Source organism: Flavobacterium hungaricum, assembly GCF_015182285.1.
Classification (GTDB): domain Bacteria; phylum Bacteroidota; class Bacteroidia; order Flavobacteriales; family Flavobacteriaceae; genus Flavobacterium; species Flavobacterium hungaricum.
Genome location: NZ_PRDM01000002.1, coordinates 1,214,230 through 1,231,294, shown reverse-complemented (window position 1 = coordinate 1,231,294; position 17,065 = coordinate 1,214,230). Strand labels below are relative to the sequence as shown.

Annotated in this window: 16 protein-coding genes; 15 read left to right on the top strand and 1 reads right to left on the bottom strand. The window is 35.4% G+C overall.

Going from position 1 to position 17,065, the window contains the following annotated elements; translation table 11 throughout:
- The first annotated feature begins 75 nt into the window (after positions 1–75).
- The 9 genes from dinB to C4F50_RS13130 all read left to right on the top strand — a co-directional run bounded on the left by dinB (position 76) and on the right by C4F50_RS13130 (position 10,701).
- The gene (gene dinB / locus C4F50_RS13170; RefSeq protein WP_194139108.1) at positions 76–1,257 is read left to right on the top strand and encodes a DNA polymerase IV; all 1,182 of its coding nucleotides are present in this window, start codon (positions 76–78) and stop codon (positions 1,255–1,257) included.
- Positions 1,257–4,316 (top strand): DNA polymerase III subunit alpha, encoded by a 3,060-nt coding sequence (locus tag C4F50_RS13165; protein WP_194139107.1) that lies wholly within the window; start codon positions 1,257–1,259, stop codon positions 4,314–4,316. Before dinB ends, C4F50_RS13165 begins: the two co-directional genes overlap by 1 nt.
- 33 nt (positions 4,317–4,349) lie before the next feature.
- Positions 4,350–5,729, top strand: a complete 1,380-nt coding sequence (locus C4F50_RS13160; RefSeq protein ID WP_194139106.1) for an exonuclease domain-containing protein — start codon at positions 4,350–4,352, stop codon at positions 5,727–5,729.
- 72 nt (positions 5,730–5,801) lie between these two features.
- The gene (xth, locus tag C4F50_RS13155) at positions 5,802–6,578 is read left to right on the top strand and encodes an exodeoxyribonuclease III (protein ID WP_194139105.1); all 777 of its coding nucleotides are present in this window, start codon (positions 5,802–5,804) and stop codon (positions 6,576–6,578) included.
- Between the two features lie 8 nt (positions 6,579–6,586).
- Entirely contained in the window at positions 6,587–7,213 is a 627-nt protein-coding gene (locus C4F50_RS13150; protein WP_194139104.1) for an alpha-ketoglutarate-dependent dioxygenase AlkB family protein, read from the top strand.
- Between the two features lie 160 nt (positions 7,214–7,373).
- Positions 7,374–7,835: a DUF1810 domain-containing protein gene (locus C4F50_RS13145; RefSeq protein WP_194139103.1), complete on the top strand. Its 462-nt coding sequence runs from the start codon at positions 7,374–7,376 to the stop codon at positions 7,833–7,835.
- Between the two features lie 381 nt (positions 7,836–8,216).
- On the top strand, positions 8,217–8,624 hold the full coding sequence (locus C4F50_RS13140) for an MFS transporter (protein ID WP_194139102.1): 408 nt from the start codon (positions 8,217–8,219) through the stop codon (positions 8,622–8,624).
- Positions 8,625–8,903: 279 nt separating this feature from the next.
- Positions 8,904–9,647: a hypothetical protein gene (locus C4F50_RS13135; protein ID WP_194139101.1), complete on the top strand. Its 744-nt coding sequence runs from the start codon at positions 8,904–8,906 to the stop codon at positions 9,645–9,647.
- A gap of 16 nt (positions 9,648–9,663) precedes the next feature.
- Positions 9,664–10,701, top strand: coding sequence for an alpha/beta hydrolase (locus C4F50_RS13130; protein ID WP_194139100.1), 1,038 nt, complete (start codon positions 9,664–9,666; stop codon positions 10,699–10,701).
- Between the two features lie 141 nt (positions 10,702–10,842).
- Here the strand turns inward: C4F50_RS13130 and C4F50_RS13125 are convergent, their stop codons facing one another.
- Positions 10,843–12,255: an APC family permease gene (locus C4F50_RS13125; protein ID WP_194139099.1), complete on the bottom strand. Its 1,413-nt coding sequence runs from the start codon at positions 12,253–12,255 to the stop codon at positions 10,843–10,845.
- A gap of 301 nt (positions 12,256–12,556) precedes the next feature.
- On the opposite strand from C4F50_RS13125, the gene C4F50_RS13120 reads away from it, so the two are divergent.
- The 6 genes from C4F50_RS13120 (at position 12,557) to C4F50_RS13095 (ending at position 17,065) form a co-directional block, all read left to right on the top strand.
- A complete protein-coding gene (locus tag C4F50_RS13120; protein WP_194139098.1) occupies positions 12,557–12,937 on the top strand; it encodes a hypothetical protein in 381 nt (126 codons plus the stop codon).
- A gap of 89 nt (positions 12,938–13,026) precedes the next feature.
- The gene (locus tag C4F50_RS13115; RefSeq protein WP_194139097.1) at positions 13,027–13,458 is read left to right on the top strand and encodes a hypothetical protein; all 432 of its coding nucleotides are present in this window, start codon (positions 13,027–13,029) and stop codon (positions 13,456–13,458) included.
- Between the two features lie 16 nt (positions 13,459–13,474).
- On the top strand, positions 13,475–13,849 hold the full coding sequence (locus C4F50_RS13110) for a lipocalin family protein (protein WP_194139096.1): 375 nt from the start codon (positions 13,475–13,477) through the stop codon (positions 13,847–13,849).
- Between the two features lie 182 nt (positions 13,850–14,031).
- Positions 14,032–14,430, top strand: a complete 399-nt coding sequence (locus C4F50_RS13105) for a DUF5958 family protein (protein ID WP_194139095.1) — start codon at positions 14,032–14,034, stop codon at positions 14,428–14,430.
- Between the two features lie 62 nt (positions 14,431–14,492).
- Complete coding sequence (locus C4F50_RS13100; protein WP_194139094.1) at positions 14,493–15,251, top strand: methyltransferase domain-containing protein; 759 nt, start codon at positions 14,493–14,495, stop codon at positions 15,249–15,251.
- A 389-nt stretch (positions 15,252–15,640) separates the two neighbouring features.
- Positions 15,641–17,065, top strand: coding sequence for a sensor histidine kinase (locus C4F50_RS13095; protein WP_194139093.1), 1,425 nt, complete (start codon positions 15,641–15,643; stop codon positions 17,063–17,065).

Below are 17,065 nucleotides of genomic sequence, written 5' to 3'. Positions count from 1 at the left end.
GTTATAATTTGGAACAGCAAATATAGTAAAAATGTTATTATCTGTACTAATTTTGCTTTATACAAAAAGGAAAAAATGGCAAGGGCAATTGTACATATGGATCTGGATACTTTTTTTGTATCCTGCGAAAGACGCACCAACTCTGAACTCAATGGTATTCCGCTTATTATAGGCGGAGGTGATCGTGGTGTTGTAGCTTCTTGTTCGTATGAAGCCCGTAAATTTGGAGTCCGTTCTGCGATGCCAATTCGTATGGCATTAAAACTTTGTCCGGACGCAAAAGTTATGAAAGGCGACATGGAATTGTATTCGCAGTTATCTCATGATGTTACTGAAATTCTTCAGGAAAAAGCACCTGTTTTAGAAAAAGCCAGTATCGATGAGTTTTATCTGGATATTACCGGAATGGATAAATTTCACGGAAGCTATAAATGGACAAATGAATTGGCACAATCTGTCATTACAGAAACCGGGCTTCCTATTAGTTTTTCTTTATCTATTAATAAAACGGTTTCTAAAATTGCAACCGGCGAAGGTAAACCTGTAGGAAATCTTGAAATTCCGGAACAAAAAGTACAAGATTTTTTAAATCCATTATCAATTCAGAAAATACCAATGGTTGGCAATGTCACTTTTCAGCTTTTGTCCCGAATCGGCGTTCGTAAAATTCAGACTTTAGCCGAAATGCCTCCCGAGGTTTTACAGCAGATGATTGGCAAAAACGGCCTGGATATTTGGAAAAAAGCCAACGGAATCGACCATACGCCTGTTGAACCTTATACCGAAAGAAAATCAATTTCTACAGAACATACTTTTTCTCAGGATACTATTGACATTGCCAAATTGAAAAGAGTGCTTTTAGGAATGGTGGAAAAACTTTCTTTCCAGCTTCGGTCCGAACAATGGCTGACCTCAACGGTTACGGTTAAAATACGTTACGCCAATTTTGATACCGAAACAAAACAATGCAGGGTAGCTTATACTTCTGCAGATCATCTTTTAACTAAAAATGTAATGGAACTTTTTGAGAAGTTGTACCAGCGTCGTATGCGGCTGCGGCTGATCGGCATTCGCTTTAGCGGACTCGTGCGAGGTACCTATCAAATTGATCTTTTTGAAGATACTCAGGAAATGCTTTCGCTTTATGCTGCCATGGATAAAATGAAAAGCCGCTACGGTTTTGACGCCGTAATGCGCTGTGCCGGAGCTTCTTTTAAACCTAATAATAAAGACGAAATTTTAAAACGTATTAAATAATGTATCTCAATTGTCATTCTTATCATTCATTGCGCTACGGCACTATTCCGCTTAAGGAATTGGTTGAGCAGGCTGTTTTGTCTGGCGTAAAAACAATGGCATTGACAGATATTAATACCGTTACCGGAATTTATGACTTTATAAGAGAATGCGGTAAAGCAGGAATTAAGCCGCTTGTAGGAATGGAATTTCGATGCCATCATCAATTCCGATATATTGGTTTGGCCAAAAATGCCGAAGGTTTAGGCGAAATGAATCATTTTTTGACGAAACATAATTTCAGTGGAGCATCTCTGCCATTGACCGCTCCTGAATTTGATTCGGTTTTTGTGATTTATACTTTAGAAAATGCTCCGAAAACGCTTCGTGAAAATGAATTTATCGGCATTCGTCCTGATGAAGTTTCCAAGCTTTTTACATCAGAGCATAAAGATAAAATTTCTAAAATGGTTATACTGCAATCGGTAACCTTTAGAAATAAAAGAGAATTTAATCTTCATAAAATTCTGCGTGCGATTGATACGAATATCATTTTATCGAAACTGACTGAATCTGATTACTGCAGGACTTCTGAAAAAATCCTGCCTTTAGAATCGTTGCTGCCTTATTATGAAAACTACCCTCAGATCATTGAAAACACGCAGTATATAACCGATTCTTGTAATTTTCAATATGATTTTTCAACGCCTAAAAACAAAAAGTTTTTTACTGAAAATCGCGAAGGCGATATAGCGAAACTGACTCAATTGGCTCATGAAGGCCTATTATGGCGCTATGGCGAAAATCATGAAATAGCAAAAAAACGTATAGAAAAAGAACTCAAAGTAATTGACGAATTAGAGTTCAGCGGTTACTTTTTAATTACCTGGGACATCGTTCAGTACAGCAATAGTCAGGGATTTATGCATATTGGCCGAGGTAGTGGCGCCAATAGTATCATTGCGTATTGTTTAGGCATTACTGATATCTGTCCGATAGAATTGGATTTGTATTTTGAGCGTTTTTTAAATTTAAATCGAAAAAGTCCGCCTGATTTTGATATCGACTGGAGCTGGAAAGAACGCAATACGATTTTAGAATATATTTTCGATAAATACGGCCGTGATCATGTTGCGTTTTGCGGTACCAATGTAGAATTCAAACACCGCTCTATTTTCAGGGAAGTCGGAAAAGTGTTTGGTCTCCCAAAAGAAGAATTGGATATGCTGGCGAAAAATCCGATGGCTTTACAAGAAACCAATTCTATTGTAAAACTCGTTCAGGATTACAGCCTGATGATGGGCAAATACCCCAACCAGCGGAGTATGCACGCTTGCGGTATTATTATTTCCGAAGAACCAATTACCAATTACACACCTCTTGAAATGCCTCCAAAAGGTTTTCCAATTGTTCTTTTTGATATGCATATTGCGGAAGAAATTGGTTTCGAAAAATTCGATATTTTAAGTCAGCGCGGTATTGGACATATTGATGACAGCGTAAAGCTAATCGAAAAAAACCGAGGTATAAAAGTGGATATTCGAAACACTTCAATCTCTAAGGATGAAGCGGTTTGCAATGTTCATTTGGCACAAGGAAAAACCATTGGGTGTTTCTATATCGAAAGTCCCGCTATGCGCGGCTTATTACGTCGTTTAAAATGTGATAATTATAAAATTCTGGTAGCCGCTTCGTCTATTATTCGTCCCGGCGTGGCACAATCCGGAATGATGAAAGAGTATATTTTTCGTCACAACAATCCAGATCAGTTTCAGTATTTCCATGAGGTTTTTAAAGAGCATCTTGGCGAAACTTACGGCATTATGGTATATCAGGAAGATGTTATTAAAATTGCCCAGCATTACGGCGGACTTCCGGCTGCCGACGGCGATATTCTGCGTCGTGCCATGTCTGGAAAAGGACGTTCTGTAGAGGCTTTGCAAAAAGTAAAAGACAATTTCTTTGCCTGTTGTGCCGAGAAAGGACATCCTGAAGAACTTAGTCAGGAAATTTACCGTCAGATTGAATCCTTTGCAGGTTTTTCGTTTTGTAAGGCACACTCTGCTTCTTATGCTGTAGAAAGTTACCAAAGCTTATATCTCAAGATCAATTATCCTGTAGAATTTATGACCGCCGTAATCAACAATCAAGGCGGATTTTACAGAACCGAAGTTTATGTACACGAAGCACGCATGTCTGGAGCAGCAATTCTTAATCCGTGTGTGAATAAAAGCGAATATCAAACTACAGTTTACGGAAATGATATTTACCTAGGTTTTATGCATTTGCAGGGTTTAGAATCAAAAACAGCAAATTTGATTGAAGCCGATAGAGCAAAAAATGGTGATTTTCTTTCTTTGGAGGATTTTATCAATCGAATTCCAATTGGCATTGAAAGCATTAAAATTTTGATTTTTATAGATGCTTTTCGCTTTATAGGAAAAACCAAAAATCAGCTTCTTGTTATTGCAAGTTTGCTTCTGAATAATTTTAAACCAGAAAGCAGAAGTTTAATGCTTTTACAAGAACCCGTTAAAGAATATAAGCTTCCCACTTTAGAACGTTCTCTTTTTGAAGATGCTTTTGATGAAATCGAACTTTTGAGCTTTCCTGTATCGTGTACCGTTTTTGATTTATTACAAACCAAATATCGCGGCGATGTTATGGCAAAGGATCTTGCCTCCCATCATAAAAAACAGGTTCGAATGCTGGCTTATCTCATTGCCAGAAAGCAAGTACCTACCAAAAAAGGGAATATGTATTTTGGCACCTGGATTGATCATGAAGGTACTTATTTTGATACGGCACATTTTCCAGATAGTCTGGTGCAGCATCCTTTTCAGGGCGGAGGCTGTTATTTGCTTTTAGGAAATGTAGAAGTTGATTATCATTTTCCAACCATAACGATAACCAAAATGGCAAAAATGCCTTTTATTCCGGATCCCCGTTATATGGATGCTAAAGATCAGTTTAAAACACAGCAGTTAATTAAGGAAGATGTTAGTCCCACGCATCGTGAGCCTTACCCACAGGCAAAAGAAATTAATCTGCCGAGACATAGAATGAAATTTTTAGGCTAAAAATAACCGAAGAAAAATTTACGTTATATACAGATGAAAAATACGGAATATGCCATAGTAGATATCGAGACCACAGGCGGCAATGCCAGTCACAGCCGCATTACAGAAATCGCGATTATCATTCACAACGGAACAACTGTGCTTGATCGTTATGAAACCCTTGTGAATCCCGAAAAAGAGATTCCGCCTTCTATTTTTGGCTTAACAGGAATTAATAACGAAATGGTAGCCAACGCTCCAATCTTTGATACTATTTCTGAAAAAGTTCTGGAAATGCTTACCGATCGTATTTTTGTTGCTCATAACGTAAACTTCGATTATTCATTTGTGCGTCATCAATTGGAACAAGCTGGCTTTAAATGGACTGCCAGAAAATTGTGCACCGTTCGCGCTGCCAGAAAAATCAAGCCTGGATTGGGTTCTTACAGTTTAGGAAATCTTTGTAACTCATTGAATATTGGTTTAGAAAACAGACACCGTGCTGGCGGCGATGCTGATGCTACTGCTCAATTATTTTCTCTCTTACGCGAATGGGACGATGAAGGTATAATCGATCAAATGATTAAAAAAACAGCACCAGATCAACGTTTACCGCCAAACCTTCCGCCAGAAGATTTTGATGCGTTACCCGAAAAACCCGGAGTATATTATTTTTACAATCAGGCCAAAAAAGTGATTTATGTCGGGAAAGCTATTAATTTAAAAAAACGGGTAACATCGCATTTTACGGGTAACAATATTAATCCGCAGAGACAGCATTTTCTTCGGGATATTTACGGAATTTCTTTTGAAGTCTGTGCTACCGAACTCATGGCGCTTCTTTTAGAATGCAGCGAAATCAAGAAACTCTGGCCGACTTATAACAGGGCTTTAAAACGTTTTGAAGCCAAATTTGGCATTTATCAATACGAAGCCCGAAACGGTTATAAATATCTGGCTATTGGCAAAGTCAGCAAGTTTCAAGTCTGCATTCACGAATTTAACAGCTTGCATGTGGGGATAAATTTACTCCGAAGTCTTGCAGAGCAATTTGAAATCGATCACCGCTTTTGCAAATACTCAAGACCCGAAGAAGGAGAATTTTTCTATACTCCCGAGACAAAAGAGCTGCCAGATGTATTAATTCATAACGAGCAAGTTGACAATGCGATTGATTTTTTACTACACAACAGGCCTACTTTTGCGATTATAGATAAAGGAAGAACGGCAGACGAACGCAGCTGCATTTGGATAGAAAACGGTCATTTTCACGGAATGGGATATATACCAAGAGATGTTGCCATTAATGATCCTGAAGATGTAAAAAGTTATGTTACGCTTTACAAAAGCAATCAATACATTGAGCAGTTAATTTTTGCTTACGCCGAAAAATATCCCGGTAAAATGTTCTTTAGCAAACACTTTCTAAAATAACAATTGTGATTTCATTAAAATATTTAATGCTTAAAAACTTGTAAATTTAATATACAACTAATTAAATCTACTATGAAAATAGCGACTTATAACGTAAACGGAGTCAACGGAAGATTGAATGTATTATTACAATGGCTTGAAGAAGCCAAACCAGATATTGTCTGCCTTCAGGAATTAAAAGCACCTCAGGATAAGTTTCCAGTTAAAGCAATTAATGATGCGGGGTATAATGCCATCTGGCACGGACAAAAACAATGGAACGGTGTTGCAATCCTTGCCAGAAACATGGAAATTGAAGAAGTAACACGTATTCTTCCTGGAGATGAAGATGATGTACAAAGCCGTTACATCGAAGCTTTGATCGACGGAATTGTAATTGCCTGCCTCTATCTGCCAAACGGAAACCCGGCACCAGGACCAAAATTAGAGTATAAATTAAAGTGGTTTGATCGTCTGGCGCATCGAGCCGAAACATTATTAAGTTTAAAAGTTCCTGTGATTCTCGTTGGCGATTATAACGTTATGCCGACAGAACTGGATGTGTATAAACCCGAAAAATGGGTGAAAGATGCGCTTTTTTTACCCGAAGTTAGAAAAGCGTTTAAAGATATAGTCTCGCAAGGATGGACAGATGCAATTCGCACCTTATATCCCAACGAGAAAATCTATACGTTCTGGGATTATTTCAGGAATGCTTTTCAACGAGATGCAGGACTTAGAATTGATCATTTTTTACTGAGTCCGCAGATTGCTAAAGTTTTACGCTCGGGCGGAGTTGATCGTTACGTGCGAGGATGGGAAAAAACAAGTGATCACGCTCCTGTATGGATTGAAATTGACAAAAAATAAATAGAATCATGACACTATTTAACGACACCGAATTATTTACAACAGGTTTGGGAGGAAGAAAAATATTCGACATTCCTGATTCTGAATTGATTTTGATCGACAATTTTTTTACCAAAGAAGAATCTGATCTTTTTTACGAAAGACTTCTCCACAAGACTAAATGGAGAGAATATGAAATGGAAATTTATGATAAAACCTATACCGTGCCTAGAATGATTGCCTGGTATGAAGACAAAGATAATCCTGGTGCAGATCTCAAGGGACCTGACTGGAACTATGAATTATTAAAGATCAGAGGTCGTGTCGAAAAAGAAACGCAGCTTGACTTTAATACCGTACTGCTTAATTTATACCGAGATGGGAACGACGGAGTAGGCTGGCACAGCGACAAAGAACATAATACGGGACCTAACCCAATTATTGCTTCGGTCACTTTTGGCGAAACCAGAATGTTCCGTCTTCGTCATAAATACAGTAAAGAAATCCCACAGGTAGAGATTCCGCTTCATCATGGATCTTTTTTATTGATGGCAGGAACGACCAATAGTTATTGGCAGCATCAGGTTCCAAAAACGGCTCGGAATGTTTTACCAAGGATCAATCTTACCTTTAGAAGAACGAATAGAATTCTTTGATTTTTATAGAATTAAATTACAAAAAGAAGTTTTTCTCATGAAATCTGACGTAAGATATTACTTGCTCTAAAAGTTAAAACATACACTGTATGAACGTTTTATTAGGCAGAACTTATCTTTTTTACTATTTTTGCAACCTTTTTTTAAATACAATACCGTAATGGCTTATTCGAACAATGATCTATCGCGTTTCTTAGATGCGCAGAACAAACTTTATCTTACCGCTCTTTCTGAAATCAGCAAAGGGAAAAAAGAAACACACTGGATGTGGTTCATTTTTCCGCAAATAAAAGGATTGGGACAGAGCGATACGGCAATTCTATACGGCATTAACGATTTAAAAGAAGCCGCTGATTATATGGAACATCCTATTTTAGGGAAACATTTAATTGAAATCTCTGAACTTTTATTAACCTTTAAAATGAAATCTGCAGATGGGATTTTTGGCGATTTAGATGCGCGAAAACTACGCTCCTGCATGACTTTGTTTTCTATGGTAGAAAATGCTAATCCGATATTTGAAGAAATTCTGGAGGCGTTTTTCTCTGGAGAATCAGATCCGCTTACCATAAATATTATTAATTCAACTATAAAATCGTCTGTTGAATCTGAAGTGGTTTAAATCTCTCTAGCTTCAATAACATTATTTTCATAAAGACACTTTCGAGTGTCTTTTTTTGTTTCTTAACCGTAAAGTTTAAGACTAAATAGTGCGACGAAATATAATTTGAGCCTAAATTTAAACGCAAAACAATAGAAATAAAGACTTTACATTTTTTTTTGCATTACTTTTTTGTTTCATGCAGATTTAAAAGATTTTAGCAGATAAATCATTCTAAATCTGCATAATCTGCATGATATAAAACTTTTGCATCTTTAAATTTAATTGGAGAGGCTTCAGGAAATATTCGTTTTTTCATTTTGAAAACTGGAATCTGGAACATAAAGTACTCATTTTAAAATAATTAATTTTAACTTGCATTAAATCAAATTAAACCAAATCATGACCGAAAAAATCAAAACCCTGCAGATTATCCATCTTGCAATTTGCGCAGGAACAATTCTCGTCTATTATTTTATAGGAGATCTTACTGTCGAAACTTTAAAAAAAATCCCAACGATTGATTCTTCTTCGATTGTATATGCTTTGATACCTGTTTTGGCATTTGTTTTCAGCAGTTTCTTGTTTAAATCGCAGTTAAAACAAATTGATCCAAAGTTAAAACTTGAAGACAAACTCCCTATTTATCAAGCAGCTTCGATCATGAGGTGGGCTGTTTTAGAAGGCGCCGCTTTTCTTCTTCTATTTTTGAAACCTGACTTTATATTATTCGGCATACTGATTATAATCTATCTCATTTTTTTGAGACCTACAGAAGAACGAATTACCAACGATTTGTCTGGTAACTGATTTTTTTGTCGCAAAGGCACTAAGTGTCAAAGTTTTTTTTCTATACTTTATTTTTATAGATTATTATTTAGGCACAATTCTTTATTCTCTATTCTCTATTCTTCACCCTATTTTTCTAAGTTCTATTATAACGAAATTTCACTAGATCGAATGTAATTCACGAAATATAACATTTAATAAAAATGGACAAAAGCCTTAAATCCTTCTATTTAGGGCTTTTATTTTATGTGGCATATCTATTGGTTTTTTAAAATCAATTAACATTAAACCACATACATCATGAAAAAATCAATTCTTTATCTGATTATTCTATTTCTAAATCATTCACTCTCCAACGCATGCGATAAATGCAGCAGCTATAACAACAATGATTTCAAAATAAAATCGGCTTCGATAACGCACAACACCGATCTCGGCATTACGATTTGGACAATAAAAGTAGAAGGATCTGCAGGAAAAACGACGCCTAAAGCTGTGGGACAACTCAATGGCGCTCCAGTTTTAGGTTATGTTTTTCCGACTACTTTAAAAGCTGCTGATATTGGTTTCGGTCAAGCCGAAGGAATTGCAGCTTTGGCGCTTACTTCGCATCCTGACTTTGAAGACACCCCACTTTGGGACGAAAATCTGGATGGAGATTACCTCAACGACGGTTTAATCTGGCATGCGCACTGGGTGCTTCTGGTAGAGGATAAACGTGTTGGCGGCGGACTTTCTGTAAGGGAATTTAAAAAAGGAGATCCAAATGTAGTACTGCCTCCTACGAATCCCGGAATGGCAATGTACATGGACAGTCCGGGGTTTAATATCGTGACCAAAGAAAATTCGATAAAAGTGATTGTACCTGATTTTAGAATCAATAATAAAACCAATTTTAAGTTTGATGCTGTAAGCTGTTATATGGAAGTTAGTACTGGCGCCGGCGGCTCGCACGATAGTGAAGGCAGTAAACCCATGCTTGGAGTCTATAAAGTGTATGCTGTTGCCAGCGGTAATTTATCACTACCCTATTCTGTTAAGTAAATTTAATTTTAAGATCATGAAAAATATAAGTATCATAAAAATGTTAGTAATTCCATATATAATTTTAGGCGCTTTGACAACGAAAAGCTACGCGCAAACCGATTATGCATCAGATTCGCATTTGACTCCTGCTGTAAAAGCTTTTTTGAAACCGCTAAATGGCGGAGGACCACCGTTAGAATCACTTCCCGTTGCTGACGCCCGCAATGTACTTGTTGGAGCGCAAAATGCTTTTAAAGTTGATTTGTCTGGAATTGAAGAATCTGAAAAGGAAATTACTGTTGACGGTTATAAAATAAAACTGAATATTGTACGCCCATCGGGAGTAAAAGGAAAACTGCCTGTTTTTATGTTTATTCATGGCGGTGGCTGGGTTCTTGGAGATTATCCGACACACAAACGCATGGTTCGAGATTTAAGCGTTTTAACGGGTTTTACGGGTGTTTTTGTCAATTATTCGCTTTCGCCAGAACACAAATATCCGCAGCCTGTAAATGAAGTGTATGCTGCAGCAAAATGGATTGCGGTACACGGAAACGAAATTAATGTTGACGGCAGTAAACTCGGAATTGTGGGCAACAGTGCTGGCGGCAATCTAGCCACGGCAAGTGCTTTGATGGCAAAAGAAAAAGGAACAGATTTATTCAAAGTTCAAATTCTTTTCTGGCCGGTAACCAATGCTGATTTTGAAACAGAATCCTATAAACTTTACGGTAAACAACGCTTCTTGACTGCCTCGCTGATGAAATGGATGTGGGATCAATATGTAGATCCGTCTAAGAGAAAAGAAATTTATGCGTCGCCGCTTCAAGCCAGTTTATCACAGTTAAAAGGCTTGCCTCCTACTTTAATTCAGGTTGCAGAAAATGACATTTTAAGAGATGAAGGCGAAGCATACGGACGTAAACTCAGTGATGCCGGGGTCGTTGTGACAACGGTTCGCTACAACGACGTAATTCATGATTTTGGTTTATTGAATGGCTTGGCCGAAATTCCGCAAACAAAAGCTTTGTTCCTGCAAGCTGCTGCAGAATTAAAAAAATATTTAAAATAATTAAAGGATTTTTACAGCTCGGTTTTTTAATTCTTACTTCAGCACTAAGCTTTATAAATCGAATGTAAAGTCCTTTTAATTGACACAAAAAAACCGCAGTTTAAAAATTTAAACTGCGGTTTTTGTATTGGATTCTAAATTTTAATTTTCTTTTGGTTTGGTTATGTAATACACCGGAATTCCGGTCAGCATAATTAAAACACCCCAGCCGCAAGTTGAAAACTTTGTTATGAGCAGCGAAATACAAATTGCTGCAGCAATAATAATGTACAACATTGGTAATACCGGATATCCAAAAGCTTTATAAGGTCTTTCTAGATTTGGCATTTTTTTACGTAGAATAAAGATTCCGTAAATTGTTAAAATATAAAAAATCAAGACAATGATAATTACAAAGTCCAATAAATCGCCATATTTTCCTGTAAGACATAAAGCCGATGCCCAAATACACTGCGCCCACAAAGCCCAGGCAGGAACACTGAAATCATTTAATTCTGCCGCTTTTTTAAAGAACAATCCGTCTTTTGCCATGGTATAATATACTCTGGCTCCAGCCATAATTAATCCGTTGTTGCAGGCAAAGGTCGAGACCATGATCATGATCGCAATAATCAAAGTTCCGATATTACCAAATATATACTGCGAAGCTACTACAGCAACTCGATCTGATTTTGCGGTTGCAATCTCTTCAAAAGGAACTACTGCAAGATACATGATATTGGTTAAAACATAAATTATGGTAACAATGAAAGTTCCTAAGAACAAACTCAAACCAACATTACGCTGCGGATTTTTGATTTCACCCGCAATAAAAGTTACACCATTCCAGGCATCACTAGAAAATAAAGATCCTACCATTGCGGCCGAAATTCCGGTAATTAATGCCTGACCGCTTATAGGAAGCCAAGAACCATCTGCAGCATTATAGGTTTTAGGAGTCCATGCATCTACCCAATTTGCATCCCAAGTAGAAGCTTTTGCAGCAAGTGTTAATCCGAAGACAATCAGCCCTAGAAGCGAAAGGATTTTAATAATAGTCAAAACCGTCTGTAGAATTTTACCATTTTTTACTCCACGGCTGTTGATATACGTTAATAAAATAATGGTGAAAATAGAAACCAGCTGGGCTGCATTAAGCTTAAAATCTCCTAACTCATAAAGTATGTTTTCGTCGCTGAATGGCTCATACAAATAAGCCGCAAATTTTGAAAAAGCAACACCAACCGCAGCAATCGTTCCTGTCTGGATTACTGCAAAAAAGCTCCAGCCGTACAAAAATGCAATTAGCTTATTATAAGCTTCTTTCAAATAAACATATTGACCTCCAGCTTTTGGAAACATAGCACTTAATTCGCCGTAGCTTACTGCCGCTATTATTGTAATCAAACCTGACAAAAGCCAGATCAAAGTCAGCCAGCCCGCAGAACCTACTTGACGAGCGATATCTGCGCTTACAATAAATATTCCCGATCCGATCATAGAACCTACTACAAGCATAGTTCCGTCTAATAGTCCGAGTTCTCTTTTAAAATTTTCTTGGTTTTCTTCTTGCATTTTTTTTGGTTTAGGTTGGTTAAAGATATTATTTTTTTATAAATTTTAGTTTTTAGACTGTAGATTTTACTTTTTTATTCAATGATTTTTAAATTCTCTTCTAAAATCTGCAATTCACCATTCTTAAATATAAAAATATCTTCACAATATTATTTGATGAATGTTTCTTAATCGAGAGATAACGCCTCTATTCCTCATGCATATTATCAATTATACCGCAAAACAACTTTTAATTATCAAAGTATATTATATATTTGAGATGAACTAAATTTTGGATCAGGCCTTTCAATAAATTAATATCATGAGCAAGAAAACAAAATATTATCTCTTATTTATTTTAATCAGCGTTACTATTCTGACCAAAATTTTTACTCCCAAAATTTTCTATATAGGAGGTGGTTCTTGTTATCAAGGAATAACAGCTTTTATCATTCATTTTTTCCTGCTGCTGTGTACCATTTTAAATGTGCTGGCTATAATATTGTTATCTCTTTCTAAAATCGGCGTTTCAAAAACATTCAATATCATTGCGATTGCTATTTGGTCTTTAGGAATGATTATTCATTCATTAGACCAAACAATTACAGACGGCCTGATTGTTATTTCTTATTTTACTCCATTTTTAATTGTCAGTATTTTAATTTTCTTAATGATAAAGAAAATCAATAAATTAGAGCTTTAAACTAAGTTCTTATGTCCTTTTGTTTTTTTTTAGAATACAATACGCAACCAAATTATAATTTATTCATCTTATAATTAAACCAAAAAATTATGAGAAAATTTATTACAATATTTATACTTGCGTGCAGTATTGTTTCATGCAATTCAGACGATGCTGTTTACATTAGTCCAGAAATCTACGGAAAATGGGATTGGACTGGGACCGGAGGAGGCATTGCAGCCCACATCAAAACTACTCCTGAATCTACCAAAAGCTCAATGACATTGATCATAGCGAAAAACAAAACCTTTTCGATCCTGCAAAATGGGAAAGAGATTTTTAATGGTAATTTTGAGATTAGGAAAGAAAAATCTATTCACAGTGGTAAAGAGGAAGATTATATTAATTTTGATGTTAAAGAATTAGACGAACCAATCTATTTTACAACAAGAGGCATTATTACCGTTCATGATGGTCTTATTTTGAACATTAGTGATAATAATTATGATGGTCTCGGAAGTAGTTTTAAGAGAATAAAATAACCAAACACTAAAACAGATGAAAAAAATAATACTCCTGCTGTTTGTTATCATTTTACAATTAAGCTGCAGCAACGACAGAGAAAACGGTACTAAAGAAAATGGTATAGTGGGTACTTGGAAATTATCCGAAGGTTATGTAGGAGACGGTACCGTAAATACAAAATGGATCGCTATAAATAACGGCTATACCTATACCTTTAAAAATGACGGAACTTTTACCTCTACAAGATTTAATGACTGCCAATCTGGTAACTATACTTTGGAAACCAATTTACTGACTTTGGATTTTGATTGTGCAGGTTTTACAACTGGAATAGAGAATACGCCGGGAACTTTCATTGAAAATTATAAAATGGAAAAGGGAAAAATAATACTATCCCAACCTATATGAATTGTATAGAGGGATGTTCCTATAGATTTAAAAAAATTAAATAAATTTGATTTCTATTACTAAAGCTGCGATTCTCTCGCGGCTTTTTTTATGGAAAATAAACCCTTTTCCCAACACCGTTAGTTTTTAAACAATTGTATTTTGAGAAACAGTATCTTTAGCTGAGATTTTGCTTTTTATTTATGAATCAGAAAGAACTACTAATCAATAAAATTGCTCAGGATAAAATCGACTTTCATCTTGGATTACATCTTTTGTTAGAAGACAAGTATGATTTTAAACAACTTTTTACAACGCTGCACTATTACATCTTAAATTCTATTCCGGAGAAATCAGATTATAATTCCAAAACGTATCAAAAAGCGGTAAACAGCATTCCGCTAAGACCAACTTATACACCAGTTGTTATCCTTCAAAAATTTTCTCCCAAAATAGCTTTTAATAAATTGGCTGTACTTCCAGAAAATGAAAACAAAAAAACGATAACTTGTTTACTGTGGATCTTTAAAATCACAGATACCGAAAGAAGAACTACAGAATGCAAAAATGGCTGTGGTCATTTTTGGCATGAGATTAACTAAGTAAGTCAGCATTAATTTTTTAAACTTTAAAGATTTTTTTATCTTTAAATAAAAACATTATCATGACTTGGGATCCTACTAAATACAATCAATTTAAAGAAGACCGTTTTAAGCCTTTTGCAGATTTAACAAGCCACATTATAGATAAACCAAATCTTAAAGTTATTGATTTGGGATGCGGTACAGGTGAACTTACTCAAAAACTTGCTCAAAAACTTACTAATCCGATTGTGGTTGGAATCGATAATTCGGCCGAAATGCTGGCAAAAGTTCCTGATCAAACTCAGGTAACGTTTCAGGAAATATCAATTACAGATCAATTAGAAAAGGATACAAAGTGGGATTTAGTTTTTTCAAATGCCGCTTTGCAGTGGATTGATCATCACGAAGCGCTTTTTCCTAAAATAATTTCCCGAATTAATTCTGGAGGACAGCTTGCCGTTCAGATGCCTCAGCAAAACGAAAACATCCTCAATAAAATACTTTTCAACTTAGTTCAAGAACAGCCCTTTGCTTCTTACTTAAAAAATTGGACAAGACCTTCGCCTGTTTTAAATTTAGATCAATATGCCAAAATACTTTTTGAAAATGGCGGTAAAGATCTGGTCGTTTATGAAAAAGTTTATCCTATTATTTCAGAAAATCAAAATGACTTTTTTGATTTTATTTCCGGTTCAGCTCTAACTGTTTATCAGGAGCGTTTAAGTGAACTTGAATTTCACGAGTTAACCGCCGAATTTCAAAAAAGAATCAATGCTTATTTCCCAGCAGTTCCTTCTATTTATGCTTTTAGAAGATTGATTTTATATGCTTCCTTTTAGTTTTGGTTTTGAAACAAACCAAGACAACCCTTAAACAAAAGTTGATTTTAAGCTACTAATTTTCACAAAATTTTAAGATTTGTTATTACAGCAAAATTACCTCGCCAAAATATTTTTTTTCAATTCTTCAAAATTACAATAGACTTTAAAAACCAATCAAAATACTAATTTTCAATCTTTTAAAAAACAAATATTTCTAATTATTTTTTAAAAAAGTGTAATATAAATTTTACTATATTTGACAAATTCAAAGAGATCACATTTTTTATAACGAAAAAACAATTTAACAAACGTTTAATAAATACTCCAACAAGCTTTGCTCCATAAGTTTGTTTACTATTTTAAATAAGCATAAACGCGCTTTATTATTAACCTACAAACAAGAATCTATGTTAAAGCTGCAAGCTCTAAAAAACTTTCGTTTTCCAAATGTATTTATTCTTATTTTAATTGTTTTTATTTCTTGCGCGCTGCTGATTTGTATCAATATATTTACAATTAAAATTCTTTCTGCAAACAGAGCCTATGTAAATGGAGAATCACATTATTCTAAAGGACAAAAAGATGCCTCCAGACATCTTATAACCTATCTATACACCAAAGATCCACAGCAATGGAAATTATATCTGGAGGAAATAAAAGTGCCTCAAGGCGATGGAATTGCCCGGATTACGCTATTAAAAGCAGGAGACAATCAAGTTGCAAGAAACGGATTTTTGATTGGCCGTAATCATGAAGAAGATCTTGACGATGTTATATGGCTGTTTGACAACTTTAAAAATGTTTCTTTTTTATCTAAGGCAATCGACGAATGGGGAAAAGGCGACAAATTAATATTTAGGCTTTTTGTGATTGGAGAGCAGATAAATGCTAAAATCAAACGCAATATCTTAACCCCGTCCGACAGACAGAAATTCCTTCACGAAATAAGCACTATCAGCGACAGCTTAACCATTAACGAACGTAATTTTTCTAACATACTAGGAGAAGGCACCCGAAAAATAAAAGGTTTATTAATTTTTACTAATGTCTTTTTTGTACTGATTATCATATGCAGTGTCTGTCTTTATTATTCGATAATGGTAAAAAGACTTTTAGTTTCCAAAAAAGAAACTGAAGTAAAAAATGAAAATCTTGTTATTGTAAATCGCGAACTTGATCGTTTTGTTTACAGTGCTTCTCATGATTTAAGATCGCCGATTACTTCGCTAAAAGGCTTAATTGAGATTACAGCCCTAGAGGACGATCTCTCGCAGATCAGAAATTATCTGCAAATGATGAATTGCAGTCTCACCAGGCAAGACCAATTTATAAGCGACATTATCGATTATTCTAAAAACAAAAGAAAAGAAATTGTTATGGAACCAGTAAGCTTGAAGGAGCTGTTCAACGAAGCCATTCTTCAGCTGATGCATATCGAAAATGCGAATCGAATAAAAATAACGCAAGAGCTTTTGGTGGATCAAATAGAAAGTGACGGATTACGATTAAAAATCATTATCAACAATTTACTTTCTAATGCTATAAAATATGCCGACTGCAGCAAAAAGGAAATGTTTATCAGCATCAAAACATACAGCAGTGACGGATTAAATAAAATTGAAGTTTCGGATAACGGTATCGGAATACGAGATGAATTTAAAGAGAGTATTTTTGATATGTATTTTGGAACTAACAAAAACAAAGGTTCTGGACTAGGACTTTACATAGTAAAAGAAGCCATTGAAAATATCAAAGGAGAAATTGCCGTTTTTTCTGAAAGCAATGTAGGAAGTAAATTTATCGTAACTATTCCGAAACCACATGGAGTCTAA

Excerpts from the sequence above, each read along its gene's own strand:
- dinB (WP_194139108.1), top strand. The coding sequence starts at position 76 with ATGGCAAGGGCAATTGTACATATGGATCTGGATACTTTTTTTGTATCC.
- C4F50_RS13165 (WP_194139107.1), top strand. The coding sequence starts at position 1,257 with ATGTATCTCAATTGTCATTCTTATCATTCATTGCGCTACGGCACTATT.
- C4F50_RS13160 (WP_194139106.1), top strand. The coding sequence starts at position 4,350 with ATGAAAAATACGGAATATGCCATAGTAGATATCGAGACCACAGGCGGC.
- xth (WP_194139105.1), top strand. The coding sequence starts at position 5,802 with ATGAAAATAGCGACTTATAACGTAAACGGAGTCAACGGAAGATTGAAT.
- C4F50_RS13150 (WP_194139104.1), top strand. The coding sequence starts at position 6,587 with ATGACACTATTTAACGACACCGAATTATTTACAACAGGTTTGGGAGGA.
- C4F50_RS13145 (WP_194139103.1), top strand. The coding sequence starts at position 7,374 with ATGGCTTATTCGAACAATGATCTATCGCGTTTCTTAGATGCGCAGAAC.
- C4F50_RS13140 (WP_194139102.1), top strand. The coding sequence starts at position 8,217 with ATGACCGAAAAAATCAAAACCCTGCAGATTATCCATCTTGCAATTTGC.
- C4F50_RS13135 (WP_194139101.1), top strand. The coding sequence starts at position 8,904 with ATGAAAAAATCAATTCTTTATCTGATTATTCTATTTCTAAATCATTCA.
- C4F50_RS13130 (WP_194139100.1), top strand. The coding sequence starts at position 9,664 with ATGAAAAATATAAGTATCATAAAAATGTTAGTAATTCCATATATAATT.
- C4F50_RS13125 (WP_194139099.1), bottom strand. The coding sequence starts at position 12,255 with ATGCAAGAAGAAAACCAAGAAAATTTTAAAAGAGAACTCGGACTATTA.
- C4F50_RS13120 (WP_194139098.1), top strand. The coding sequence starts at position 12,557 with ATGAGCAAGAAAACAAAATATTATCTCTTATTTATTTTAATCAGCGTT.
- C4F50_RS13115 (WP_194139097.1), top strand. The coding sequence starts at position 13,027 with ATGAGAAAATTTATTACAATATTTATACTTGCGTGCAGTATTGTTTCA.
- C4F50_RS13110 (WP_194139096.1), top strand. The coding sequence starts at position 13,475 with ATGAAAAAAATAATACTCCTGCTGTTTGTTATCATTTTACAATTAAGC.
- C4F50_RS13105 (WP_194139095.1), top strand. The coding sequence starts at position 14,032 with ATGAATCAGAAAGAACTACTAATCAATAAAATTGCTCAGGATAAAATC.
- C4F50_RS13100 (WP_194139094.1), top strand. The coding sequence starts at position 14,493 with ATGACTTGGGATCCTACTAAATACAATCAATTTAAAGAAGACCGTTTT.
- C4F50_RS13095 (WP_194139093.1), top strand. The coding sequence starts at position 15,641 with ATGTTAAAGCTGCAAGCTCTAAAAAACTTTCGTTTTCCAAATGTATTT.